This window comes from Natronolimnohabitans innermongolicus JCM 12255 (genome assembly GCF_000337215.1).
In the GTDB taxonomy this organism is placed as follows: Archaea; Halobacteriota; Halobacteria; order Halobacteriales; family Natrialbaceae; genus Natronolimnohabitans; species Natronolimnohabitans innermongolicus.
Genome location: NZ_AOHZ01000095.1, coordinates 1 through 24,819, shown reverse-complemented (window position 1 = coordinate 24,819; position 24,819 = coordinate 1). Strand labels below are relative to the sequence as shown.

General features: G+C 65.3%; 25 protein-coding genes and 1 tRNA gene. 11 read left to right on the top strand and 15 right to left on the bottom strand.

Going from position 1 to position 24,819, the window contains the following annotated elements; translation table 11 throughout:
- Positions 1-5: 5 nt before the first annotated feature.
- From C493_RS20025 to C493_RS20000, 6 genes are all read right to left on the bottom strand, one after another.
- The gene (locus tag C493_RS20025) at positions 6-1,079 is read right to left on the bottom strand and encodes an ABC transporter substrate-binding protein (protein ID WP_161606922.1); all 1,074 of its coding nucleotides are present in this window, start codon (positions 1,077-1,079) and stop codon (positions 6-8) included.
- Positions 1,080-1,388: 309 nt separating this feature from the next.
- Positions 1,389-1,757 carry a hypothetical protein gene (locus tag C493_RS20020; protein WP_007261316.1) on the bottom strand — a complete coding sequence of 123 codons (369 nt, stop codon included), beginning with the start codon at positions 1,755-1,757 and terminating at the stop codon, positions 1,389-1,391.
- A gap of 2 nt (positions 1,758-1,759) precedes the next feature.
- Positions 1,760-3,442 carry an FAD-dependent monooxygenase gene (locus tag C493_RS20015; RefSeq protein ID WP_007261315.1) on the bottom strand — a complete coding sequence of 561 codons (1,683 nt, stop codon included), beginning with the start codon at positions 3,440-3,442 and terminating at the stop codon, positions 1,760-1,762.
- Complete coding sequence (locus tag C493_RS20010; protein ID WP_241430927.1) at positions 3,435-4,748, bottom strand: electron transfer flavoprotein subunit alpha/FixB family protein; 1,314 nt, start codon at positions 4,746-4,748, stop codon at positions 3,435-3,437. The genes C493_RS20015 and C493_RS20010 overlap by 8 nt, the downstream gene beginning before the upstream one ends.
- A 1-nt stretch (position 4,749) precedes the next feature.
- A complete protein-coding gene (locus tag C493_RS20005; RefSeq protein ID WP_049889532.1) occupies positions 4,750-5,640 on the bottom strand; it encodes an electron transfer flavoprotein subunit beta/FixA family protein in 891 nt (296 codons plus the stop codon).
- Between the two features lie 183 nt (positions 5,641-5,823).
- Entirely contained in the window at positions 5,824-6,678 is an 855-nt protein-coding gene (locus tag C493_RS20000) for a polymer-forming cytoskeletal protein (protein WP_007261312.1), read from the bottom strand.
- Positions 6,679-6,898: 220 nt separating this feature from the next.
- On the opposite strand from C493_RS20000, the gene C493_RS19995 reads away from it, so the two are divergent.
- A complete protein-coding gene (locus tag C493_RS19995) occupies positions 6,899-7,093 on the top strand; it encodes a DUF5800 family protein (RefSeq protein WP_007261311.1) in 195 nt (64 codons plus the stop codon).
- A 302-nt stretch (positions 7,094-7,395) separates the two neighbouring features.
- Positions 7,396-7,480: transfer RNA gene (locus C493_RS19990), tRNA-Ser, on the top strand.
- A gap of 362 nt (positions 7,481-7,842) precedes the next feature.
- On the opposite strand, the gene C493_RS24105 is transcribed toward C493_RS19990, so the two are convergent.
- On the bottom strand, positions 7,843-7,974 hold the full coding sequence (locus C493_RS24105; RefSeq protein WP_275039842.1) for a hypothetical protein: 132 nt from the start codon (positions 7,972-7,974) through the stop codon (positions 7,843-7,845).
- Positions 7,975-8,538: 564 nt separating this feature from the next.
- Between C493_RS24105 and C493_RS19985 the strand changes: the two genes are divergently transcribed.
- Entirely contained in the window at positions 8,539-9,078 is a 540-nt protein-coding gene (locus C493_RS19985) for an HAD family hydrolase (RefSeq protein WP_007261310.1), read from the top strand.
- A gap of 63 nt (positions 9,079-9,141) precedes the next feature.
- On the opposite strand, the gene C493_RS19980 is transcribed toward C493_RS19985, so the two are convergent.
- Positions 9,142-9,375: a DUF5822 domain-containing protein gene (locus C493_RS19980; protein ID WP_049889531.1), complete on the bottom strand. Its 234-nt coding sequence runs from the start codon at positions 9,373-9,375 to the stop codon at positions 9,142-9,144.
- Positions 9,376-9,505: 130 nt separating this feature from the next.
- On the opposite strand from C493_RS19980, the gene panB reads away from it, so the two are divergent.
- Together panB and C493_RS19970 are read left to right on the top strand one after the other, a co-directional pair.
- Positions 9,506-10,318 (top strand): 3-methyl-2-oxobutanoate hydroxymethyltransferase, encoded by an 813-nt coding sequence (gene panB, locus C493_RS19975; protein ID WP_007261308.1) that lies wholly within the window; start codon positions 9,506-9,508, stop codon positions 10,316-10,318.
- 186 nt (positions 10,319-10,504) lie between these two features.
- Positions 10,505-10,735 carry a DUF7511 domain-containing protein gene (locus C493_RS19970; protein ID WP_007261307.1) on the top strand — a complete coding sequence of 77 codons (231 nt, stop codon included), beginning with the start codon at positions 10,505-10,507 and terminating at the stop codon, positions 10,733-10,735.
- Positions 10,736-10,858: 123 nt separating this feature from the next.
- On the opposite strand, the gene C493_RS19965 is transcribed toward C493_RS19970, so the two are convergent.
- Positions 10,859-11,650, bottom strand: coding sequence for an alpha/beta fold hydrolase (locus C493_RS19965; protein ID WP_007261306.1), 792 nt, complete (start codon positions 11,648-11,650; stop codon positions 10,859-10,861).
- A 215-nt stretch (positions 11,651-11,865) separates the two neighbouring features.
- Here C493_RS19965 and C493_RS19960 point away from each other — a divergent pair, with 215 nt between their 5' ends.
- Complete coding sequence (locus tag C493_RS19960; RefSeq protein ID WP_007261305.1) at positions 11,866-12,114, top strand: DUF7127 family protein; 249 nt, start codon at positions 11,866-11,868, stop codon at positions 12,112-12,114.
- A complete protein-coding gene (locus tag C493_RS19955; protein WP_007261304.1) occupies positions 12,111-14,378 on the top strand; it encodes a CDC48 family AAA ATPase in 2,268 nt (755 codons plus the stop codon). Before C493_RS19960 ends, C493_RS19955 begins: the two co-directional genes overlap by 4 nt.
- 198 nt (positions 14,379-14,576) lie before the next feature.
- On the opposite strand, the gene C493_RS19950 is transcribed toward C493_RS19955, so the two are convergent.
- Positions 14,577-15,857: an MFS transporter gene (locus C493_RS19950; protein ID WP_007261303.1), complete on the bottom strand. Its 1,281-nt coding sequence runs from the start codon at positions 15,855-15,857 to the stop codon at positions 14,577-14,579.
- A gap of 109 nt (positions 15,858-15,966) precedes the next feature.
- Entirely contained in the window at positions 15,967-16,446 is a 480-nt protein-coding gene (bcp, locus tag C493_RS19945; RefSeq protein ID WP_007261302.1) for a thioredoxin-dependent thiol peroxidase, read from the bottom strand.
- A 224-nt stretch (positions 16,447-16,670) separates the two neighbouring features.
- On the opposite strand from bcp, the gene C493_RS19940 reads away from it, so the two are divergent.
- Positions 16,671-17,678, top strand: a complete 1,008-nt coding sequence (locus C493_RS19940) for a bile acid:sodium symporter family protein (RefSeq protein WP_007261301.1) — start codon at positions 16,671-16,673, stop codon at positions 17,676-17,678.
- 122 nt (positions 17,679-17,800) lie between these two features.
- Here C493_RS19940 and C493_RS19935 read toward each other — a convergent pair whose 3' ends face one another.
- The 3 genes from C493_RS19935 to C493_RS19925 form a co-directional block, all read right to left on the bottom strand.
- On the bottom strand, positions 17,801-18,808 hold the full coding sequence (locus tag C493_RS19935) for a hypothetical protein (RefSeq protein ID WP_007261300.1): 1,008 nt from the start codon (positions 18,806-18,808) through the stop codon (positions 17,801-17,803).
- Positions 18,805-19,980 (bottom strand): DNA primase small subunit PriS, encoded by a 1,176-nt coding sequence (priS, locus tag C493_RS19930; RefSeq protein ID WP_007261299.1) that lies wholly within the window; start codon positions 19,978-19,980, stop codon positions 18,805-18,807. Before priS ends, C493_RS19935 begins: the two co-directional genes overlap by 4 nt.
- 120 nt (positions 19,981-20,100) lie before the next feature.
- Positions 20,101-20,577, bottom strand: coding sequence for a GNAT family N-acetyltransferase (locus C493_RS19925; RefSeq protein ID WP_007261298.1), 477 nt, complete (start codon positions 20,575-20,577; stop codon positions 20,101-20,103).
- A gap of 233 nt (positions 20,578-20,810) precedes the next feature.
- Between C493_RS19925 and C493_RS19920 the strand changes: the two genes are divergently transcribed.
- Together C493_RS19920 and C493_RS19915 are read left to right on the top strand one after the other, a co-directional pair.
- Positions 20,811-21,308, top strand: coding sequence for an archease (locus C493_RS19920; protein ID WP_007261297.1), 498 nt, complete (start codon positions 20,811-20,813; stop codon positions 21,306-21,308).
- Between the two features lie 116 nt (positions 21,309-21,424).
- A complete protein-coding gene (locus tag C493_RS19915) occupies positions 21,425-22,891 on the top strand; it encodes an RtcB family protein (RefSeq protein WP_007261296.1) in 1,467 nt (488 codons plus the stop codon).
- Positions 22,892-23,306: 415 nt separating this feature from the next.
- Here the strand turns inward: C493_RS19915 and C493_RS19910 are convergent, their stop codons facing one another.
- Positions 23,307-23,534: a hypothetical protein gene (locus tag C493_RS19910; RefSeq protein WP_007261295.1), complete on the bottom strand. Its 228-nt coding sequence runs from the start codon at positions 23,532-23,534 to the stop codon at positions 23,307-23,309.
- 174 nt (positions 23,535-23,708) lie between these two features.
- On the opposite strand from C493_RS19910, the gene moaA reads away from it, so the two are divergent.
- Entirely contained in the window at positions 23,709-24,704 is a 996-nt protein-coding gene (moaA, locus tag C493_RS19905) for a GTP 3',8-cyclase MoaA (RefSeq protein WP_007261294.1), read from the top strand.
- Positions 24,705-24,819: the final 115 nt, after the last annotated feature.

The window sequence follows — 24,819 nt, the reverse complement described above, 5'->3', positions numbered from 1 at the left end:
GGTCGTTACCCGTGTTTGATGCTCTCGAACTCTTCTTCGATCGTGTCGATCGCACCGAAGATGTGGGGCCAGCTGAACGAGACCACGTTATCGGCGTCGAGCGATTCGAAGCGCCCTTCCATGACCTCGTGATCGCCCTCGAGCGGCATCGGATAGTAGTGTTGCTCGACCAGATCCGTGGCCGTCTCCTCCTCGTAGATGAAGTTCAGCAGGTCGTAGGCCTCCTCTTTCATGTCGCTTTCTTCGATGATCGAGAAGGCGACGGACCAGCTCACACAGCCCTCTTCGGGAATCACGTAGTCGACGGGGACGTCCTCGTCGCGCGCGAGCATCTCGACGCGCCCGCCCCACGCGGAGGCGACGGTCGCCTGCCCTTCGCGGAGGTCCTGCATGAACTGGTCCCCGGCCTGCCAGTACTGGTAGACGTTCTGGTGCTGTTCTGCGACCTCGCCCATCACCTGTTCGAACGGTTCCTCGTCTCCGTCGCCGAGGTCGTCGACGACTTCCGCGACGTCCATGTCGAGCGCCGCACAGGCCTGTCCGAACCGCGTCGGTGCGCTGTCGAAGAGGCTCACTTCGCCGTCCAGATCGGGATCCTTGATGTCCTCCCACGAAGAGACCTCGCCGAGTTCGTCCGTGTTGTACGCGAGGCCCTGGTTCGAGATGTGGTAGAACATCCCCTTGTCGTCTCCCTGGAGGAAATCCGCGTTACGCCACTCCTCCTGGATGTTCTCCTCGTAGTTCGGCACCTCTCCGAAGTCGAGTTCGGCGAGGTAGTCGTCGTCCTCGTAATCCGGGTGGTGTCGTTCCAGAGCGAGGCCGTACGGCGCCAGCGTCACGATGTCGTACCCACCTGGATCAGCCGAAATCTGCTCCATCATCGCGGAGTCGTCCGCCGCCGACTCGAACTGGATGTCGATGTCGTTTTCGTCTTCCCACTCCTGGAGGACTTCTCGTTCAGCGTCTTCGATCACGCCGCCCCGGCAAAGGTAGACGAGCCCGTCCCCACTACTGAGACACCCCGCTAGCGCCACGGCCGATGCACCAGCACCGAGCTGGAGGTATTTTCGTCGTGACACGCTACGTGTGGGGGTATCCCCCGTACTAACGTCACGCATACCCAACTGGTGCTCACCCCTCCATAATTAACTTTTCGGCCACGAATCAAACAGAAGAAACTCCCGGGAGATAATGCTGAACAGTAGTAACGAAGTACCTCTCAAACCATACATCCATAACACCTGTCCCAGTAAACACCGCTGATACTGATATTATTCGAAAAGGACTGAGAGAGGCCACGATAGTTGTCAAAATATCCGTTGGGGCCGTTTCGGGGACGGTCGTTCGACTCGAATACTCACGACGGTGTCGTCGGTCGTCCGAAACGGTCAGGCCGAACGCTCCGGGACGCCAGTTAATATCTGCCCGACGTCGTCGACGTTTTGCGTCTCCAGTAACAGTTCCGCGGCGACTCGAACCGTGAACTCGGCCTCGAGGTCGACCCCGTAACACCGCGTGTAACACTCGAGCCAGCGGTTCATCGCTCGCTCGAGGGCTTCGAACTCGGCCGCAGACAGCGCAACCAGTCGGCCGCCGGTCCGGGCCTCGACGTAACACCAGATCGCCTGTCCGGCGCCGTCGCGGAGGTAGGCTGGCGCATCCTCGGGCGACGGCTCGACCAGTCCGTCCGCGACGGCCCGGCGCTCGCGTTCGGCACGGCGCTCGAGGGCGGCGATCCGCGGGCCGTACCGACTCACGGCTAGCCCTCGCGATACTCGACGCCCTTGCCGCCGCGGGGGTGTTCCCACTCGGTGTCGGCGACGATCGCACACGTTCCGCACTCGATGCAGGGCTGGGTGTCGAGGCTGACGACCGTCTCCGCGGTGCCGTTGCGTTTGATCTCCTCCGATCGGTAGCAGCCGCCGCCGAAGCTCTCGGCGCTGACCGGACACGCGCGAACCGCGTCGCCGCTCGAGTCGGCGGACTGATCCCGGAGCTCGATGTGGGGGTTGCCGACGTCCGTATCGTAGGTGAGGTCGCCGATCCGCTCCTCGAGCGAGGGCGGGTCGACCTCGCTTCCCCAGTGGAGCGTCCGGCCGTGTTCCTCGGCGACGATCGTGGGGAGCGTGACGTATCCCGTCCGCGTGTCGGGGAGCATCGAGATCAGGAACGGCGAGTTGTACGCCCGCTTCAGCGCCCAGTCGGCGATCGGGTTGCCGATCGCGAGCGAGCCCAGCCGCGAGTCGAGTACCCGCTCGACGGCGTCGGTGACGCGGTCGTCTTCCCCGACGGCCCGGACGGCCTCGTAGCGTCGCGGTCGAAGCTTGTCCATCGTCCCCGACTCCTCGAGCCAGTTCGCGTACCGTCGCCCCGCGGCCTCGGGATCGGCGCTGCCGCGCTCGGCGACGAAAGCGTCGGCCGCGAGCGCGCCGGCGGTGACGGCGTGGTTCATCCCCTTGATGATCGGCCCCTGGGCCTGCATCTGGCCGGCGGCGTCGCCGACCAGAACGAGCCGGCCGCGGTAGGGCTCGGGGTGGACGACCTTCTTCGAATCGGGGACGAGCTTCGCGGCGTACTCGCGTTCGACGTAGTCGTCGCGCAGCCACTGGGCCAGCAGGGGATGGGTGAGCAGGGCGTCGAGCAGTTCGTGGGGCTCGGCGCGCTCCTCGACGAGGCTGTCGAGGTGGAAGACGGTCCCGATCGACAGCGAGTCCGCGTTCGTATACAGGAAGCCGCCGCCGCGGACGCCCTCGAAGAGGTCGCCCGAGAACAGGTGGGCGACGCCGTCCTCGCCCTCGAGACCGAAGCGATCGTCGATGGTCTCGCGGTCCATGTCGACGACGGCCTTGACACCCTGGAACCACTCGTCGGGCTCCTCCCAGTCCATCAGGCCCGCATCGCGGGCGAGTTCGGAGTTGACGCCGTCGGCCGCGACGATCAGGTCGGCCGTGATCGGCTCGAGTTCGTCGCAGGTGACGCCGACGATCTCGCCGCCGTCTCGCAGGAGACCGTTCACGCGGACGCCGGTCAGCACGCCGCCGCCCGTCTCGCTGGTCTTCTCGTGGACCCGCCGCTGGAGCCACGAGTCCATCCGGCGGCGCAAGACCGCGTCGCACCAGTCTGTGTCGTGCTCGTGGAGGTCGGTCAGTTCGTAGCTTTTGACCGAGTCGCCCGCGACGTTGTGAATGTGGTAGTCCGTGACCGGACGTTCGGATGCCTCCTCGCGGAAGCCCTCGAAGAGGTCGTCGATCGTGTACGGTGCCGACTCCTCGGCGTAGATGAGCCCGCCGGAGACGTTCTTCGAGCCCGCCTCCGTCCCGCGCTCCAGGACGAGCGTCTCGACACCGTGTTCGGCCAGCCTGGCGGCGGCCGCGGCCCCGCCGGGACCGCCGCCGACGACGACGGCCTCGTAGTGTTCGTACGCGTCGGTCTCGTCAGTCATCCTCATCACCTCCGACGGCGGCGCCGGCCTCCACTTCGGCTTCCGCGTCGGGCGTCGGCTCGAGTGCGATCTCGGCCGCATCGGATTTCACCGCCTCGGTGAGCCGCGGGAGGACCTCGAAGAGGTCGCCCTCGACGAAGTAATCCGAGAAGTCGCGGATGCGGGCGTCGGTGTCGGTATTGATGGCGACGATGGTGTCTGACTCGTCCATGCCGACCTTGTGTTGGACGGCCCCCGAGACGCCCGCGGCGACGTAGAGGTCGGGCGCGACGACCTGTCCGGTTTCGCCGATCTGGCGCTCCTCGCTCGCGTACGCCTCGACGTGGCCCTCGAACTCGTAGGAGGAGGTGACGATGCCGCGCGTGATCCCGAGTGCGGCGTCCTCGAAGGCGTCGACCAGCTCGAGTCCGAGCTCCATCCCCCCGGTAGGATCGTCGGCGATCCCACGGCCGAGGCAGACGACGACGTCGTGACCCGTGAGGTCGACGCCCTCCTCGAGGCGGTCGGCATCGGTGATCTCGACGCGGAACCAGTCGTCCTCGAGTTCCATCTCGTGTTCGACGACCAGTCCCTCCCGTTCGGGGTCCGGTTCCATCGGTTCGAAGCTGCCCGGAATGACCGACGCCCCCTGCGGGTGGAACTCCCGGCCGGGGTTGTCCAGACAGAGGATCGTCGAGTACTCGAAACCCGAGAAATCCGGCCGCTTCATGTGCAACACCTTCTCGAAGGTCTTCTTGACGCCGGGTTCGCCGGTCTTGACCGGGTTCGAGACCTCGTTCTCCTCGATGAAGAGGTCCGAACAGTCCGAGGCGAGTCCCGAGTCGAGTTCGGCCTGCACCTTCGCCGAGAGGTCCCGCCCGTTGTTCGTCGCGGGAAACAGGACGTACCGGGGCTTATCGTACTCGCGCCAGTCGGTGCTCTCGAGTGAGCCCTCACCGCGGGCCATGTGGGCTGCGATCTCGGTGTACGGTTTGTGCAGGAATCGCTCGAGTCGCTCGTCGTCGTGATAGACGGCGACGTCGGCGCCGCGGGCGATACACTCCTCGGCGAGTCCCTCGCAGTCGTCGCCCATGAGGAAGGCGACGACGCGCTCCTCCTCGCCGTAATCATCGGCGAACTGATCCATCAGCTCTCGCGCCTTGCCGAGCATCTCGAGGGAGACGTCGAGCAACTCCCCTCGCTGGGTCTCGCAGAACACCCAGATATCCTCGTAGTGGCCGTCCTCGAGCGCTCGAACGTGTTTCTTATCGCGCGTGGGGTGGCCGAGCCCGTCGTCCGTCTCGTCGTCCGTGTTGCTGTCGCTCATCTCAATCACCCGCCTCCGTCGCGTGGTCGGACGTACCTGCCGCGTGGGGCCGAAGCTCCTCGAGAACGTCGTCCATCGCGTCCGCGTCGGTCGGATCGACCATCGTCGCCTCGCGCTCCGAGGGCGCCTTGGGGATCGGATCGACCGAGGAGACGATCGTCGGCGAGCCGTCGAGGCCGATGTAGTCGGGGTCGAGGTTCAGATCCTCGTGGTTCCACGTGGTCAGGTGGTCGTCGTGGTCGGCCGCGCGTTCTCGCGTCTCTTCGCGGAGTCGCTTGCGCGTCAGCCGGTGGGAGGCCTGCCGGTAGCTCGGCTCGAACTCCGGGTCAGTGATGACGAAACAGGGAAGCGGAGCTTCGACAGTCTCGATTTCGTCGACGTCGCCCTCGACGAGTCGCTTGGCGCGCAGTCGCCGTTCGTCGGGATCGACCTCGAGCGCGACGACGTGGGTGACGATCGGCCAGTCCATCGCCCAGGCGGTCTGCGGTCCGGTCTGGCCGGTCTCGCCGTCGGCTGTCTTGAACCCAGCGAAGACGAGGTCGATATCGCCGACCTCCGCTTGATAGGTCTCGAGGCCGGCGCTGAGCGTGATCGCCGTCGCCCACGTGTCCGAGGCCGCGAGCTCTCGGTCGGAGAGGAGGTAGTTGTCGTCGGTGTAGACCGACTCCATGGCTTCCCGGAGCACATCGCCGTAGCCGGGTGGCCCCATGCTCATCCCGCTGACGTGGCCGCCGTGGCGAACCCGCGTCTGAAGGGCCGCACGGAGCGCGACCTCGTCGTTGGGGTTCATCACGGTCGGGGTCTTCCCGCGTTCCAGGTGGCCGTCCTCGTCGAAGGAGACGGCACCCTCCGAAAAATCCGGGACGCCTTTCGTCAGAACGATGGATCGCACGGTTCCCTCCATCCCAAATGCGTGTTTTTCTCTCCCATGCTTGCGACCCACTATCGCAATTATCGGCAATAAGAACGCGGTCGGTATTCACTGAGAGAAACGCGACGGTGAACTAAGTACGCTGGATGGCGTCACGCGACGCGCGAACGCTCGACGACAGCGGGGAAGACGGCGAACCCGCGGTCACTCCGGTTCGCGTTCGGTCGTTCCCATCGTGATCTCGCCGTTGGCGCGGATCGTGCCGTCGATCTCCGCCTCGGGTCCGATCTCGAGGTCCGCACAGGAGACGTCGCCGAGGATTCGCGCGTCGCCGTCGATCGTGACGTCTCCCTTGCGGGTGGTCAGATCGCCGTGGATTCGGGTTCCGCTGCCGACGGTGACGTCGCCGCGGGCGCGGAGGCTGCCGAAGATCGTCGTGTCGGTTCCGACGTCGATCGTCTCGGCGCGGACGTTGCCGTGGAGTCGACAGTCGTCGCCGATCGTCGCCGGCGTCGAAACCCGCCAGGCGTCGTCGCTGACCGTCGCGTTCTGCGGGATGACGAGCGGTTCGGTCTCGATCTTTTCGTCCTCGTCGACGATCTCGGAGACGAGCTTCTGGGCCGTCTCGTCCTCGCCGATGAGCAGAAGGTGTTTGAGGTAGACGAACAGGAAGACGATGGTCGGCATCGGATTGCGGATGACGATCCAGCCGTTGGCCTCGAATCCTTCGTCGATCTCGACGTCGTCGCCGATGTCGAGGTCGCCGGCGACTTTCATCTCGCCGCTGACGTGGACCCGCTCGCCGATGTAGGCGTCCTGGCCGACCAGTACGTTCTCGGCGACGTCACACCACATGTCCAGCCGACAGTCTCCTTCGGCTTCGATCGCGCCGCCGAACTCGACGCCTTCGCCGGCGAGGACGTTTCGGCCGCGCACGCCGAACTCGACGGTCGACCGCCCCCCGACGAGGACGTCACCGTCGGTTACGAGGTCGACTTCCTTGGCTTCCGTCCCGTCGGGGACGACGAGTTCGTCGAGCGGATCCCTGCTGAAGGCCACACTTCGCCCCAAAGGGGGCATCCACTAATAAATCTCGCGCGTCGTCTGTCGTGCGTCTGACGTGCGTCTCACGCGAGTGACGATAACCGGCGATAATCGGACCGAGAAACGACGTCGACGGAACGATCGGTGACGTCACGGTGTCAGCACCTACTGGCGTCGACCGCTCCGAGCGATGGCAGTCGCCTCCCTTTTACTGTCCCACCCCGTAGCACCCGCCATGACGACGCTCGCGTTCGACGACGAAGGAGTCGACGTGGTCTACGAAGGAACCGAGTTCCGCCTCGAGCGCGAACTCATCGAGGAGGCCACCGAGAAGACCTACTACGACGTTACCGACCACGAAGTGCTGAAGATCGTCGCCGAACAGCCGGATCTCCAGGGCGAACCGCGACGGATCGGCGACATCATCTAATACTGCCGGACAGCACGCGTTGCCGATCGGTCGCGCGACTGCGGTCGTCGCCGTCGGAGCCGACCGCGAATTCACGACCGACGGTGCACTAACTGCTGTCCGACAGTATAACCGGCAATCTCGCGTCGGCATCCTGTCCCCGTGTTCCGACGCGACGACCGATCGTGCAAGCGGCGTGGCGAGCGGCTGGACTCGAGGCCGGCGTGGGTTCGGTCTCGCATCGGTGGAGGGGACGGCACCGAGTCACATCCTCCGAGAAGAATCGAAACGGGTAAAAACGTCTCCCGGGTATATGCGAGTGAGCCGAGATAGCCTAGCCCGGCCAAGGCGGCAGATTCGAAATCTGCTGTCCTCACGGACTCGGGAGTTCAAATCTCCCTCTCGGCGTTTTCCAGCGACAATTCCCGACGAGCACCGCATAGCGGTGCGAGTCAATCACGTCGCTGGAAAACGACTACGGGGGTTTGAACGAGAGAAGACGCAGCGGTCGAACGGAGTGAGACCGATCGTCTTCGCGTTGTTCAAATCCCCCTCTCGGCGCTTCTACGACGACTACGTCGACGAGCGACGCGTAGCGGCGCGAGATTTCTCGAATGTTTTCACCCCTCCCGCTCGGCCGTTCGCATCGCGACCCGCCACCCGCCCCAGCGGCCAAACCTCCCTCGAGCACACCACCCCAACCGCTCGAGGCGACTCGAAACAGCCGATGGTGCAGCCGACAGCGACGCGTGATCGCTCTCGCGACCGATTCACACGCCGAGAAATCGGAGGAACAGGCCGACGAGCAGGAGGACGATCCCGATCGTCGTTCCGACGAGCGGCGGTAAGACGGGAATGGGGTTGACCTCCTCCACGCCCTGAAAGACGTGGAATCCGACCATCGGATTTCCGCCGAGTGTGGCGTTCGAGGTTCCAGCCCGCACTCAGAGGGAACCGGCAGCATCTCGGAAGACACAGTCTTCCGACGGTCCGCGAGAGCCAAGCTCTCGCTTGATACCGGAGGAACTCTCGTTTCCTCCCTCGTGTAGGGCTGTGGCCCGGTCAAACAGGCCCCGTCGAATACCATGTCATCGCCGTGCGAACCACCGCTGGTCCGCTTCCCCTTGTGGTTCGGGGACGGCATCTCACGGTATTCGTAGCACTTCATGTTACGTCGGGCCACAACAAAACGATTGCGGTCGAAATCCATGTCGGCTTTCGACGCCGGACGTTCCATTGGGCCTACCGCTCGACCTGCGCCTGAAGACGCAGGTGTGCGCTCAAAATTCATATCACGAACAGCAGGAACCCGATTACGAGCGGTGGCGTCGAGAGTCGCATACGGTGGGATTCGACGGCCGACGACGAAATACTGGGGGGTGGCGGCGACTCGAGTTGCCCTCGTGTCGTCTCCGTGCGTGTCGGAGACCGAAGTCACTATTCCTGCGCCGTCCCTACGCACTCTCATGTCCGACTACGACGCGATCGTCTACGACCTCGACGGCACGCTCGTCGATCTCGACGTCGACTGGGACGCCGTCGCCGGAGATGTCCTCGAGGTGTACGAAAGCGCGGCCGTCGAGCCCCCGAGCCAGGACCTCTGGGGCTTGCTCGGCGGCGCGAGCGACGTCGGACTGGGGTCCGAGGTGGAGTCGGCGATCGCCGCCCACGAGCGCGAGGGGGCGACGACCGCGCCACGACTGGGCCACGCCGACGAACTGCTCGAGCGCTCGGTGCCCGTAGGCGTCTGTTCGCTCAACTGCGAGGCGGCCTGCCGGATCGCGCTCGAGGAACACGACCTCGTCCACGCGGTCGACGCGGTCGTCGGGCGCGACACGGTCGCGACGCGAAAGCCCCATCCCGAACCGCTGCTCGAGGCGGTGGATCGACTCGAGGCCGACCCCGGGGCGTCGCTGTTCGTGGGCGACTCGGAGCGGGATCAGGTGACGGCAGAACGGGCGGGCGTCGCCTTCGAGTACGTCGGTGACGGTCCGTCCGGCGTTTGACGTCTCGGAGGCGCTGGCTCGAGGACGCTGACATGGACCGCGGCCGTACGGGTCGACGCGAGGCTACTCCTGCTTCCGTTTTGCGTACGCGAAGACGGCGAGTGCGGTCAGAAACCAGATCGGCGCACCGACGCGGATCGCGAACTCGGCGCGGGCGCCCCACGACGGAAGGTCCGCGTTCAGCGAGAGCACCGCGACGATCGGCGCGCCGACGAGGATCGTGACCACGAAGGTGACCTGCATCACCCAGCCGTAGTCCACGCCGTCGGGAGTGGTCGTTTCGACGGGTTCTGGCACGAGCGACAGTCGCGACGCAGCCCTCTTAAGTGCCGCGGCTTCGGCGATCGGGACCGACGCAGGCGGACCGTTCGACACAGTGTCGCGCGGAGAACGGTACCATTTACTCACCGGCAACGAACGCTCGAGTATGCCCACCGTACGGGACGTCAGAGAGAAGGCAGGCGAGGAACCGATCACGATGCTGACGGCCTACGACGCGCCGACGGCCGCCATCGTCGACGATGCGGGCGTCGATATCATTCTCGTCGGCGATAGCGTCGGCAACGTCGTGCTCGGCCACGAGACGACGGTTCCCGTCACCGTCGACGGAATCGCCCACCACGTCGGCGCGGTCTCGAGGGCGACCGAGGACGCGCTGGTCGTCGCCGACATGCCGTTCCTGTCGTTCGGCGTCGACGAGGCCGAGAGTCTGGAAAACGCCGGTCGGATGCTCAAAGAGGAGGACGCGCAGGCGGTCAAACTCGAGAGCGGTCCCCACACCGTCGAGCTCACGGAAAAGATGGTCCAACTCGGCATTCCGGTGATGGCCCACCTCGGACTCACACCCCAGCACGTCAACCAGTACGGCGGCTACCCCCGCCAGGGGACCGACCAGGCCGCGGCCGAGCAGATGCTCGAACTCGCACGCGCCCACGAGGAGGCCGGCGCGTTCTCGCTCGTCTTAGAGCACGTGCCCTCGAACGTCGCCGCCGAGATCACCGACGCACTCGAGATACCGACGATCGGCATCGGCGCCGGGCCCGACTGCGACGGACAGGTGCTCGTCTTCGACGACGCCGTCGGCATCAGCGAGTGGACGCCCTCCTTCTCCGAGCAGTTCGGGAACGTCCGCGCCGAGATGGAGTCGGCCGTCGACGACTACGTCGACGCCGTCGAGTCGGGCGCGTTCCCCGCCGAGGAACACAGCCACGAACAGAGCGACCTCGAAGACCTGTACTGACGATCGGTAGCACCTTCGGGTACCGTCTTCCGTGTCACCGTGTCGTTTCGGTTGGCTGTACGGCCGCTGGACCGTTCCGTCCTCCCGCCACCAAACATATTATCCCATTTTATGGTGGTTTAGGAACATATACCATCTGCCGGAATAATTTATATACTTCGGTCGGCTACGGACGACCATCGAACGATGACCGAACATCCGTCAAACGGCCCCGAGTCCACGATCGAAGCGGTATCCGAACCGACCGGCTCCGGCGCAGCGCCCGGTCGCGGAACGTCCCTCCAGCACGTCACCGTCGAACGTGACGGGGTCGCCGTCTGTACGATGTTTCCGTCGCGACTCGATCGAGCGGACGCGTCCGCGGCGTGGCTCACGGCGACCGACGAGTCGTTCGTCGCGCTCGCCGACGCTCGGTGACGAGTTCGGTTTTCGAGACGAGCGGCGTCGGTCACGCGGGTGACTGATCGACCGCTACGCTCATTTGTTGACTCGGTCTCCCGACCGACCGGCGACGGGACGACTCGATGCGTTTCGCGCGGCTCAGTACTCTTCGGTCCGTTCGGAAACGACGTCCAGAAACTCCGCGAGCGCGGCGTTGAACGCCGCCGGCTGCTCGAGCATCGCCAGGTGGGCCGCGTCCTCGAGGCCGGCGATCCAGGCGTCGTCGATCTCGTCGGCGAGGTACTCGTGGTACCGCGGCGGCGTCAATCGATCGCCCTCACCGTAGATCGCGAGGGTCGGGACGTCGATCGCCGAGAGATCAGCGCGTACGTCGAATCGGTGGCAGGTCAGGAAGTCGCGGTGAGTGACCTGTCGTCCGGTTTCGCGGAGTTGTTCCATCGATTCGTCGCGCAGTTCCGGGTCGGGATCCTCGAAGAGGCGACCCGGCTCGTGAAGGAAGTCGATCGCTCGCTCGAAGTCGTCCTCGAGCCAGTCGAGGAGGTCTTCGAGGACGCCGAGACGGGCGCCGGTACCGGCCAGTACCGCCGCGTCGAGGTCGGGGTCGCGCTCGATCAGGAGTTGCATCGCGACGGCGCCGCCGAGCGAGTTGCCGACGAGCACGCGGCTGTCGGTCGCCTCGAGGACGGCGGCGACATCGTCGACGTACGCCGACAGCGTCGCGTAGCCGGGTTCGGCGTCGATATCCGCGGACTCTCCGTGTCCGCTCAGATCGAGCGCGACGATCGGGTTGCGGTCGGCGAGGCGGTGTTGCCCTTTCCAGACGTCGCGAGAGCCGCCGCTCCCGTGGACGAAACAGAGCGGCGGTCCGTCGCCGCCGCGGTCGGTGAGCTCGTAGGCCGTCTTGCGACCGTGGTGTGTGACCGTCTGCATACGTCTACGCACGAGCGGGACGGGCTTAAACACTCGAGGGGAAAAACTCTCGACCACGACTGGTCCTGTCTCGTCGACGACATTACCTCGAGCGCGGCGCCGGCAATTCTGGTGTGAACTACGAACAACCAACTTTCCTCGAACACGCCCCCGTATCGCGATCGACTGGCACAAGATTTATATACTAAGACCACTTACTTTGGGTTAGTTGAAGCATGACTCTCGAGCAATTCACCCGTGAGGAGGGACAGGTGGCGCGGCGCTACGAGTACGACGAGTGCTCGGTGCTCGCCGTCGACTTCGGGGCCGATCACGCGGAGGCTTCGGTCGACCTCGTCGACGGGACGGTTATCGTCGTCGTCGAGGATGAACAGTACGAGATCGAACTTCCCGACGGTGCAGGCGACGCGCACACGTTTATCAAAAACGGCGTCCTCACTGTCGAACTGGAGGGCGATCTATGAAACTCACCGTCAAACCACTGAAACAGAAGGACGCAGGGCGCGGACTGGCCGCGATCGATCGCGTTTCGATGCGCGAACTCGAGCTCGAGAACGGCGATTACATCGTTATTCGCGGCGGCGGCGACAGTCAGGCCGTCGCGCGCGTCTGGCCGGGCTACCCCGAGGACGAAGGGCGCGGGATCGTCCGGATCGACGGCCGGCTTCGGCAGGAAGCCGACGTCGGGATCGACGACCGCGTCGAGATCGAACCCGCGGACGTCAACCCGGCCAAGTCGGTGACGGTCGCGCTCCCCCAGAATCTACGCATTCGCGGGGACATCGGCCCGCTCGTCCGGGACAAGCTGTCCGGACAGGCCGTCGCCGAAGGCCAGACGGTGCCGTTCTCGCTGTCGTTCGGGCCGATGGCCAGTTCCGGCCAGTCGGTGCCGCTGAAGATCGCGAGCACGTCGCCGTCGGGCACCGTCGTCATCACGGACTCGACGAACATCGAGATCTCCGAGACGCCGGCCGAACAGGTCAGCTCCGGCGGCCCCGGCGCTTCCGCCGAGGGCGTCCCGAACGTCACCTACGAGGACATCGGTGGCCTGGACAGCGAACTCGACCAGGTTCGCGAGATGATCGAGCTGCCGATGCGCCACCCCGAGCTGTTCCAGCAGCTGGGCATCGAGCCGCCGAAGGGCGTCCTCCTGCACGGCCCGCCGGGCACCGGGAAGACGCTCATGGCGAAGGCCGTCGCCAACGAGATCGACGCCCACTTCGAGACGATCTCCGGACCGGAGATCATGTCGAAGTACTACGGTGAGTCGGAAGAGCAGCTCCGAGAGGTGTTCGAGGAGGCAGAAGAGAACGCCCCCGCGATCATCTTCATCGACGAGCTCGACTCCATCGCCGCCAAGCGCGAGGAGGCCGGCGGCGACGTCGAACGACGCGTCGTCGCGCAACTGCTCAGCCTGATGGACGGCCTCGAGGAACGGGGTCGCGTCACCGTCATCGCCGCGACGAACCGCATCGACGACATCGACCCCGCGCTGCGCCGCGGCGGCCGCTTCGACCGCGAGATCGAGATCGGCGTCCCCGACAAGGACGGCCGCAAGGAGATCCTGCAGGTTCACACCCGCGGGATGCCGCTCTCGGAATCGATCGACCTCGATCGCTACGCCGAGAACACCCACGGCTTCGTCGGCGCCGACCTCGAGAGCCTGACCCGCGAGGGCGCGATGAACGCCCTCCGGCGTATCCGTCCCGACCTCGATCTGGAGGAAGACGAGATCGACGCCGAGGTCTTAGAGACCCTGAAGGTCACCGAGAACGACTTCAAGGAAGCGCTCAAGGGTATCCAGCCCTCGGCGATGCGCGAGGTCTTCGTCGAAGTGCCCGACGTCACCTGGAACGACGTCGGCGGCCTCGAGGGAACCAAAGAACGCCTCCGCGAGAACGTCCAGTGGCCGCTTGACTACCCCGAGGTGTTCGACCAACTCGACATGCAGGCCGCCAAGGGCGTCCTCATGTACGGCCCGCCGGGCACCGGGAAGACGCTGCTCGCGAAGGCCGTGGCCAACGAGGCCCAGTCGAACTTCATCTCGATCAAGGGGCCGGAGCTGCTGAACAAGTACGTCGGCGAGTCCGAGAAGGGCGTCCGTGAGGTCTTCGAGAAGGCCCGTTCGAACGCCCCGACCGTGATCTTCTTCGACGAGATCGACTCGATTGCGGGCGAACGCGGCCAGCGACAGGGCGACTCCGGCGTCGGCGAACGCGTCGTCAGCCAGCTGCTGACCGAACTCGACGGGCTCGAGGAACTCGAGGACGTCGTCGTCATCGCGACGACTAACCGACCCGACCTGATCGACTCGGCGCTGCTCCGTCCCGGCCGGCTCGACCGCCACGTCCACGTGCCGGTTCCCGACGAGGACGCACGCAAGAAGATCTTCGAGGTTCACACCCGCAACAAGCCACTGGCCGACGCGGTCGACCTGGACTGGTTGGCCGCCGAGACCGAGGGCTACGTCGGCGCCGACGTCGAAGCCGTCTGTCGCGAGGCCTCGATGCAGGCCAGCCGCGAGTTCATCAACTCGGTCGAGCCCGACGATATCGACGACACGATCGGCAACGTTCGCCTCAGCAAGGAGCACTTCGAGCACGCCCTCGAGGAAGTCAACGCGAGCGTGACCGCCGAGACGCGTGAACGCTACGAGGAGATCGAACAGGAGTTCAACGCGGCCGAACCGGCACAGGAACAGGACCAACTCGGTCGCACGTTCCAGTAACGTCGCGGTCGCCGTAGCCGATCTCTCTCGATTCTGTTTTGTTCGGTCCGTTTTCCGATCGTACTCGTCTTCGGATCCATCCCAGCCGATCGTTCGGGGACGTAGCGACCGCGTTTCATACGGGGTACTGTCCGTCAGGCCCGGCGCACCCACGACCCGGGCGGCGGTTGCGCCGGGACATCGGGACAGCAATCCGTCTCAGTCGTCGGCAGCGTCTTCGGTCGCCGCCGTCGACTCCCCCGTTCCGATACCGCTCGGAATCGGACGAGCGAGCAACGCGAGCGCGGTCCCAGCCCCGATCAGGGCGACCACCGCGAGCGCGCCGAAGAACGCGGCCATCGTCGCGTACTCGAGGACCGCGCCGCCGACGGCGATGCTGATCGCGCCCAGTCCGAACATCCCGAGGTAGGTGTAGCCGTAGGAGAGCCCCCGGGAGTCCGGCGGCGTGTAGACCGCGACGGCCTCCTGGTAGAACGGTTCGATCGCGAACAGCGCGAAGCCAAGGACGGCACAGTACGCGACGACCGCGGCGATCCCCAGCCCGGAGACCGGAACGAACGCGACCGCCAGAACGGCGAGCCCGACGAAGACGACGACCAGACCGCGAGCGACGGGGACTCGGTTGGTCAGTTTTCCGCCGACGTACTGGCCGGCCATGCCGGCGACCAGCAGCCCGACGTAGATGTAATCGCCCAGTTCGAGTTCCTCGAGGCCGCCCGGCGGTTCGATACCGCTCATCGCCGGCAGGTCACCGAGCAGTTCGGGCAGGTAGGTGAGAACGCCGCGGTAGTAGAGGCCGACGAACGTGACGACCGCGAAGACGAGCACGAACGCGCCGGCGAACAGCGAGCGGGAGTTCTCGAGGAATTCGGAGCCGGAGAGCGATCCGGCCGAGCCGGCGTCGGTGGAGTCCGTGGCGGCCGTCGGGTCGAACTCGAGTCGAAGCCCGTAAAGGGCCGCCAACAGGCCGGGAACGGCGAGTGCGACGGCGACGAGTCGCCACTCGAGGACGAGCAGGAGCGTCGCGGTCGCGAACGGACCGAGCGCGATGCCGAGGTTGCCAGCGATTCCGTGGCGGGCGAAGACCGTCCCGCGGTCCTCGACGCCGGTGCTGATGAGTGCGAGTCCGGCGGGATGGTAGACGCTGGCGACGATCCCCCAGACGAGCAGGCTGGCCGCGACGGCGTAGATCGACGGGGCGAGCGCGAGCGTCGCGAACGCGAGGCTCATCCCGCCCAGACAGACGAGAACGAGTCGGCGCGGCCCGTAGCGATCGACGAGCACGCCCGCCGGGAGCGCGCCGAGTCCGAACGGCGCGTAGCCGAGCGCGACGATGAGGCCCACGAGCGCGACGCTCACGTCGAAGACGTCGAGCCAGACCACCAGAAAGATCGGAATCGCCAGTTCGAACCAGTGGACGATTCCGTGTGCGAGCATCGTAAACCGCGCGATCGCCCTGTCGTTGTCCGAGAGTGTCATCCCGTCAGATCCCTTCTCGAGTAGTCGGTTCGCGGCCGGTCACTTAGGCGCTCGGAAACCGCCTCGAGTCGGTGAGAGTCGACGATTTGGCCACCGCAGACAGCCCTCGTCAGGGCGTCGCTTCGGTCGTCGAATCCTCGAGATCGGCGAGGATCTCCTCGGCGTGACCCTCGGGCGTGACGTTCTCGTAGACGGCCTCGACGCGACCCTCGGGATCGAGGACGTAGGTGTTGCGGAAGACGCCGTCGAACGTGTTGCCGAACATCTGCTTTTCGCCGTAGGAGTCGTACAGCGTCGCGACCTCGCCCATCTCGTCCGAGAGCAGGTCGAATCCGAGATCGTATTTCGCGGCGAAGGACTCGAGGTCGTCGACTGGATCGTCGCTGATGCCGACGATCGAGACGCCGCGGTCGCCGAAGTCGGCTTTCGCGTCGTCGAACGCGCGTGCTTCGGTGGTGCAGCCGTCGGTGTCGGCCCGCGGATAGAAGTACACGACGAGCCGCTCGCCTTCGAAATCGGTTCGCCGGACCGTTTCACCGTGCTGGTTTGCCAGTGCGAACTCCGGTGCTTCGTCGCCGACGTCGAGCATAGCCGTCTGTTAGCGAGTCCTGTTGTATGTGTTGTGGTTTAGGACGGTGCTCGTAGAACCTCTCGAGACAGTCGTCGACTTCGAAATCATCGACCGTCCAACAATCCGCGTGCGAATGCGACTCTTTCGCGAAGTTATCGCGGCTGACAGCAATCGAATTTGGGGAAGATCGGTTGAAAAGACCTATATCTGATCTTTCGATAGACGGTGCTATCGTTCGATACATGAACCGACTCAGGAACACCCTCCAGTCCCAGCAGTCGCTGCTCGTCGTTATCGTCGCTACGATCGCCGGTGTGGCCGTCCCCGGATTCGCCGCACCGCTCGAACCGCTCATCCCCGTCCTCGTCGCCGGCTTGATCTTCACCGCGTTTTACGGATTCAGCGTCGGTGAACTCTCGAGTCGACGTCTCTCGAGGCCCGTCCTCGCCTCGCTCGTCTGTCTCTACCTGCTCGTTCCCCTCGCGCTGTATCCGGTCGCTGCCGTGGTGCTTTCCGGAGAGCTCTTACTCGGCGTGCTAGTCGTTCTCTCGGCGCCGCTCGCGGCCGGCAGTTCGATCATCTGGACGCGTCTCGGCGGCGGAAACACGCTCCTCGCGACGGTTACCGTCCTCGCGTCGATGGTCCTCGCACCCGTCGTCATGCCGTCGCTCATCGCGGTCTTCGCGGAGTCGACGGTCGAACTCTCCGTCGGTTCCCTCGTCGCCGAACTCGCGGCGATCATCGCGATCGGCGGCGTCCTCGCGTACTTCGTCCCGAACGGGACCGTCACCGAGCGCCAGCTGGACGGCTTTTCGGTCGCCACGCTCGGCGCGCTGATCTACGTCGGCGTCGGCGGGTCGCCCCTCTCGGTCGATCCCGTCGACCTCGCGTTCGTCGGCCTCCTCGCCGTCGCCGCGCTCTGTCTCAGCGCGGGACTCTCCTACGGCTGCTACGCTCGCGGGATGCGAAGCGACGACTGCGTCACCGTCCTTTTCTCGAGTTCGATGAAGAACATGAGCGTCTCGGTGATGGTCGGTGCCGTCGTCGGCGGCGGTGCGGTTATCGCCGCGATCACCGCGTTCCACGTCGTCCAGCAACTCGTGAGTAGTTCGCTCGTCCACCGACTCGCCGAGGCGACGGCGCAGTCGCGTTCGCAGGCGGTCCCCGCGCAGACGCCCGAGCCCGGGCCCGGGCCTGGGACGGGTCACGCACAATCGGAGACCACGACGGCCGGACAGTTCGGCGACTGACCGTCGGCGACTGTCGCGTCGATCCGCTCTCCTTCTCTTCGCACTCGAGTCGCAGCGATCGTTCTCACGCTCGTCGTGCAGTCCCACTCGCCAGACACTCGCGGACGTACCGAGCGACGCGACTACTCGAGGGACTCGGCTGCTTCCTGCTCGAGCAGCGGCGTCGCGTTCTGCTCGGGAAGCGTGACGACGTCGTCGGTCGACAGCGAGTACTCGCGGTCGTCGACGCCGAGAATCGAGCCGATATCGCGGGTGATCCGGACGGTCACGCGCTCGACGTCGTCGGTCGTCCCGTCCTCGCGGCCCGCCTCGTCTCGGCTTTCGGACGCCGCCGGGCTCGAGTCGGTCGCGTCGGGCTCGCCCGGCGGACCGTCCGCCGGCGGCTCGGGGGGCTGGGGCTCGTCGATCGAGGGGCCGTCGCCGCCCATGACGTCGGCGGGAGAGACGGAATCCGAGTCGGCGCTTGCGGTATCGGACTCGCCGCTTGCGGCCGACGCGGCGGGATCGACGTCGGCCGGCGGCTCCTGCGGCGGAACCGGCGGCGCGTCGTCTGCGGTGGTCGCGTCGTCCGCACCGGCCGCGTCGGACGGTGCGGGCGCGTCGTCGATCGGACCGGCCCCGTCGACCGGATCAGCAGCCGTCGGGTCCGAGCCCGGTTCGGCTGGCTCGTCGCCTCGAGCGGGTTCGGTCGCCGCGGATCGCTCGTGGTCGGCTCCCGCTTCGCCGGCCCCATCCGCGGGGTCGACGCCCTCGAGGACGTCGAGCACTCGCGATTTGTTCGAGCCGATGCGGTCGACGAGGTCGTCGAAGAGGTCGGCCTCCTCGGCGGTAAGTCCCTCGTCGTTGGCCGCCATCCCCGCCGCGGCGAGGCTGGCCTGTTTGACGAGTTTGCCCATCCGGCGCTCGTAGATGGCTTCGACGACGTCCTTGGCGGTCTCGATCTCGTCGGTGAGTCGGCCGACCTCGGGCGAGGAAAAGGGGTCGTCGACCTGGTCGGCGACGCGGTCACGTTCGTCCTCCAGATCGGCGATGTACTCGCCGACCTCCTGGTAGAACGAGGGGCGCAGATTCTGGAGACTGTCCTTCTGGCGCTCCTTGCTCTGGACGGAACGTAACTCGTCTAGATTCATTCTTTCTCCTTCTCGGCGCGGCCGCGTGCCATCAAGAACACGGCAACGTACTCCGGTAGCGACTGGTCTCCCTCCGTGACCGTAAAGCTATCTCCTCCGAGTTCGACCTCGCCGCCCCGGCTCACGTCGACCGTGATCTCGTGGTTCGTAAACGTCTCCGGAACGGCGTCGACGAGCGGATCGAAGTCGGCGATCGCGTCGCGCTCGAGACGCATCGTCTCGAGACCGCTGCCGCCGTGGAGACTCCCCGGCAGGCGGATGAGCCGGTTCGTGTCGGTCGTGACGGGTTCGTCGATGGGCGCGTTGTCCCGTTCGACGGCCCGCGAAGCGAACCGTTCGGCGAGCTGGGAGATGGCCGTGTGGACGGTCACGTTGCCCGATTCGATCCCCTCGCGGTTGTTTCGGGCCGCGTTCAGGGCTGCCTGCGCTTTCCCCTCGCCGAAGCCGTCGAACTCCTGGAGCCGATCGAGGGCGTCGTCTTCGTCCATCTCGAGGAGGTCGTCGACGAACGCCAGCAGGTGATCGTGCGTTCGCTTGCCCCAGCCGCCGTCGATCTCCAGGGTGCGGCGCTCGGTCGGCGTCTTCCGCCCCAGTCCAGCGACGGTCTCGGTCTCGATCAGTTCCTCGTACTCCATGCCGATCCCGCGGACGTAATCGACGATCTCGCGGCGGTGTTCCCGTTCGAGGTGCAAGACGGATTCGTCGCGAACGTGGACGTGATACCCGCGTCCGCCCGAGAAGACGACCTCGAGGTCCTCGAAACCGAAGTCGTCCTCGAGGAAGTCGAGCAGCCGCAGGAGCGCGTCTTTACACTTCGCGAGCATCTCCGCGTAGGAGTCCTCGCCGAGGGTGACACTCGGCAGGTGGTCGGCGTCTAAATCGAAGACGAGGTCGGCCGACTGCCAGTCCTTGGCGGCCATCGAACTCGCGCCGGGATCGCGAAATCGGCCCGCGGAGAAGTAGACGTGTCGCGGGCGCTTGCGGACGAGGAACTCCGAAAGGTCGCCGAGCTCGAGTAAGGATCGGTGGCGGACCATCGTGGTGTCGGGTCCCTCGGTCCAGGGGATAAAGCCCCACTCGCGCTCGTTGGCCGCCGGCGGCGGCGTGATCTCCGTCCGTCGGTAGTGATCGCGGAACCGCCCCCGAAGGTAGGCCCTCGTTCGCTCCTCCATACGACTCGAGTAGTCGTGGATGGGGGCGTATAATCCTGCCGAATGGTCGACTTCGTGGACGGTCGATTAGCACGCGACCTGGCGACTCGCGAGACTGCAAACCGCCGTCGACGGAGACGGTTACCGCCGCATCAGTTCCGAAATCTTGTCGGTGATTCCGACGTCGGAGCCGAGTTTCAGATAGTAGGCGTCGCCGCCGTCCTCGTAGTAGTCGTCGATGCGGCGCTTGATCTCGAACCCGAGGTGTTCGTAGAACTGGAGGGCGTTTTCGTTGCTGGTCCGGGCGTGGCAGGTGATCGTATCGTGGTCTTCGGCCACGCGCGCGATGAGTTTCTTGCCGATCCCTTCGCCACGGAAGTCGGGGCTGACCGCGAGAAAGAGAATGTAGCCGTCGCGTCGGACGGCCGCAAACCCCACCAGCTCCCCGTCCTGGACGTAACAGTGGACCTTCGAGCGGCGATACGCATTCGTGAAGAAGTCATATCGCTGCTTGAGCACGCCTTCCTGCCTGTTGATCGCCTCTTTGAGCTGCCAGGCTTCGTCGACGAGGTCGTCGCTCCCCGGGGCGACGACGCGACTGTCGATGTTGACGCTCACTGTCTCACTCTATCACCGTCGTCAATATAATTCCACCGGCAAGCGTCGATACCTAACCGCTGACAGCGATCGTGAATGAACGGCGCAGCTGACAGGTACCGTCGGCCAGTGTCTGTGTTTCCACCGGTCGCCGGAGGGGTGTGACGGCCTCAGACGCAGCGACGCGGCCGTCGCCGAGACGATCTGTCGAACCGACGGGCATACGGCGACGGCTCCCCAAGGATCGCACAGCTATGACCGGAGCGCAGGGCCGACGGTTCGAACTCAGAGCGCACACCGCTGACGTCGCCGTCGCGGCGACCGGCGAAACCCTCGAGGACGTCTTCGCCGCGGTCGCCGACGGACTCGCGGCCGCCTCCTGCGACGACATCCCCGACGGAGTCGGCGAGCGAGAGACCCTTTCGGTGACCGCGGAAAGCCGCGAGGCCCTGCTGTTCGACTACCTCGACGAACTGATCTACCTGCGGGACGTTCGGGTGGCGCTGCCGGTCGACCACCGCGTCGACTCGATCGAGCGCCCGGACGGCGAGCGCGAATCCGAATCCGAGTGGTCGCTCGAGGCGAGCGCCCGCAACGTCCCGCTGACCGAGGTCGACGCCCGCGAGGTCAAGGCCGTCACCTACTCCGAGATGCGACTCGAGCGCGTCGGTGGCGAAGACGAGCGGACAGCGGCCGACGGAGACGAATCGGACGACGGCGGCTGGGAAGCGTACGTCGTTTTCGACGTGTGAGACGATACGGTCCGCGGGCTGTCAGTGCCGGAGTGACCGTCGTTTTCCGCGACAGTTTGTCGAACGGTCGGCCACAGAGACGAACATCTTTCTTCGTTCGGCGTTGAACGCCACCTATGAGCAACCCCACGTTCGACGCGGACGGGATCACGCTCGAGCAGGTGCGTGAGTACGTCTGGGAGGTTCCACAGGAGGGAGACATGCGCGTGCCGGCGCGCGTGCTGGCGAGTGAGGCCCTCCTCGAGGAAATCTCGGAGGACAAGACCCTCGAACAGATCACGAACACGACCCACCTGCCCGGCATCACGAACTACGCGATCTGCATGCCCGACGGCCACCAGGGCTATGGCTTCCCCGTCGGCGGCGTCGGCGCGCTGGACGCCGAGAACGGCTGTATTTCGCCGGGAGCGGTCGGCTACGATATCAACTGCGGCGTCAGGATGATGCGAACGAACCTGACCTACGACGAGCTCCAGGGTCGCGAAGAGGAGCTGGTCGACTCGCTGTTCGCCAACGTTCCATCGGGGCTCGGCGGCGGCGGCATCGTCGAGTCCGGCGTCGACACCGTCGACGAAATCTTAGAACGGGGCGTCGACTGGGCGCTCGAGCACGGCCACGCCGTCGAGGAGGACCTGCTCCACTGCGAGGACGAGGGCATGCGGGAGGGCGCCGACGCCGACAAGATCAGCCAGAAGGCCAAGGATCGCGGGAAAAACCAGATCGGCTCGCTGGGTTCGGGCAACCACTTCCTCGAGGTCCAGCGCGTGACGGACGTCTTCGACGACGAGGTCGGGGAGGCGTTCGGCCTCGAGGAAGACCAGATCGTCGTTCTCATCCACTGCGGGTCGCGCGGACTCGGTCACCAGACCTGCAACGACTACCTGCGCAAGATCGAGCAGCAACACCAGGGCCTGCTGAACCAGCTGCCGGACAAGGAGCTCGCGGCGGCGCCCGCGGGCTCGCAGTTGGCCGAGGACTACTACGCGGCGATGAACGCGGCGATCAACTTCGCGTGGGTCAACCGCCAGCTGATCATGCACCGCACGCGGCAGGTGTTCGAGCGCGTCTTCGACCGCTCGTGGGAAGACATGGAGATGGAGCTGCTGTACGACGTCGCTCACAACATCGCGAAGAAGGAGACCCACACCGTGGAGGGTAAAGAGCGCGAACTCTACGTCCACCGCAAGGGCGCCACGCGGGCGTTCCCCGCTGGCCACCCCGAAGTGCCGAAGGCGTACCGCGACGTCGGCCAGCCGGTCATCATCCCCGGCAGTATGGGTGCGGGCAACTACGTCCTCCGAGGCGGCGAGAACTCGATGGATCTGACGTTCGGTTCGACGGCCCACGGCGCGGGTCGACTGATGAGCCGCACGCAGGCCAAAGACGAGTACTGGGGCGGCGACGTCCAGCAGGAACTCGAGGAGCAGGACCAGATCTACGTCAAGGCCCAGTCGGGCGCGACGGTCGCCGAGGAGGCACCGGGCGTCTACAAGGACGTCGACGAAGTCGTCCGCGTCTCGGACGAACTCGGCATCGGCGACAAAGTGGCGCGGACGTTCCCCGTCTGTAACATCAAGGGCTGATTTGGGGACACCGAACCCAGTTCCCGTCTAGAGCAGATTTTCCGTACGGACTCTATTTCTCCGCCAAGGCCGGTGTGACGGAAGAACGACCTCTCTTTGGAGCGTAGCGAACCGCATGCGCGTCAGCGACGACGACGGACGCCGAAACGACTTTTTGCTCGCGTTGATCACGGAGACGATCGGTTCGCAGAGGCGGCCGAACGCGCCTACGAGGATCGCCGAGACGTGTTGTGGACGGATCGAGTGACGTCGATCGAATTGATGCTGGTCGCGTACCGCGAGAAATGGGACGTCCTTCGGCGGTAACTGCCGCCAGATCACTCGTCGAAATCCGGAGACGATCCGATCGCTCCGAGTGAGTCGGATGACGACAGGTATTCCGAACGGATCGTACTCGAAGGGCGACGGTGACCGATCACTTCAGGCGAAAGGGATTCTCGTCGTCGTCACCGTCCTCGTCGCCGTCGTCTCCACCCTCGCTCTCGTAGGGTTTCCGCGCCGTAATCGTCACCGTCGCCTCGGGGTCGTCCTCGTCCGCCCAGGGGCTGTCGTAGGCCGAAATCTCGAGATCGGTCACGTCCCAGCCCTCGCTCTCGACGAGTTCGACGAGTCGGCGCTGGTCCTCGAGCATGGTCTCGTCCATGCGCTCACGTTCGGCCGTCGGGGAGGTAGTTCTTCTGCCGCGGCGAGGTGACCAGGACTCGTCACCGACGCACCGATTCGCTGTTACGTTCCGTGGATCCACGAAACCGAATTCGGTTACTATCCACCTGAAATACCCTGTCTGCTTAAGCGGATCCGCCTGCAATCAGTAGCTATGCTCACCGACGAGTTCGAGCGGGAGGTGACCGGGGTTCGAGTCTCGCTCACCGATCGGTGTAACTTCGACTGCGTCTACTGTCACAACGAGGGGCTGGGTGATACGCGGGGACCGATGGATCCACAGGACGACGAGATGTCGACCGACGACGTCGTTCGGTTTCTCGAGGTCGCCGCCGAGTTCGACGTCGACGCGGTGAAGTTCACCGGCGGGGAGCCGATGCTCAGGCAGGATTTAGAGGAGATCATCCGCCGAACGCCCGAGGAGATGGAGGTCTCGCTGACAACCAACGGAACCTTCCTCCCCGGCCGGGCCGCGGACCTCGTCGACGCCGGCTTAGAGCGGGTCAACGTCTCCCAGGACGCGCTCGATCCGGAGGACTTCGCGGCCGTCACGAAAAGCGGCGCCTACGAGAAAGTGCTCGAAGGCGTCGACGCCGCCCTCGAGGCCGGCCTCGATCCGGTCAAACTCAACATGGTCGTCTTCGAACACACGGCGGGCTACGTCCCGGAGATGGTCGACCACGTCGCGGAAAACGAGGGGCTCCAGTTGCAGTTGATCGAGTACATGCCCGAACTGACGGGCAAGCCGGAGTGGAACATCGATATTCAGCGCGTCCACGACTGGCTCGCAGAGCAGGCCGTCGAGGTAGAACACCGCGAGATGCACGACCGAAAACGGTACTGGGTCGGCGGCGAGGCCGGCGACGAGGGAAGCGGGATGGTCGAGATCGTCGACCCCGTCGAGAACCCCACCTTCTGTGCGAACTGCCACCGGGTTCGCGTCACCCACGAAGGCTACCTGAAGGGCTGTCTGAACCGCAACGACGACCTCCGGCCGATGGGCGAGATGACCAAACCCGAGATTCGCGAGGCGTTCCGCGAGACCGTCGAGAACCGGGTTCCCTACTACGGCGAGTACATGATCAAGAACGGCGACGGCGAGTGGGAACTCAACGAGAAGTACCTCGAGGTCGAGCGAGCGGCGGACTGATCGCTCGGCCGTCGTACGATCAGTGCTTGACATCCTCCTCCGCGTGAACACGGAGGAATCCTGAGCGTTGGAGATTTTAGGTTTACAGCTCCACCGAGCATCCAACCAGTACGAA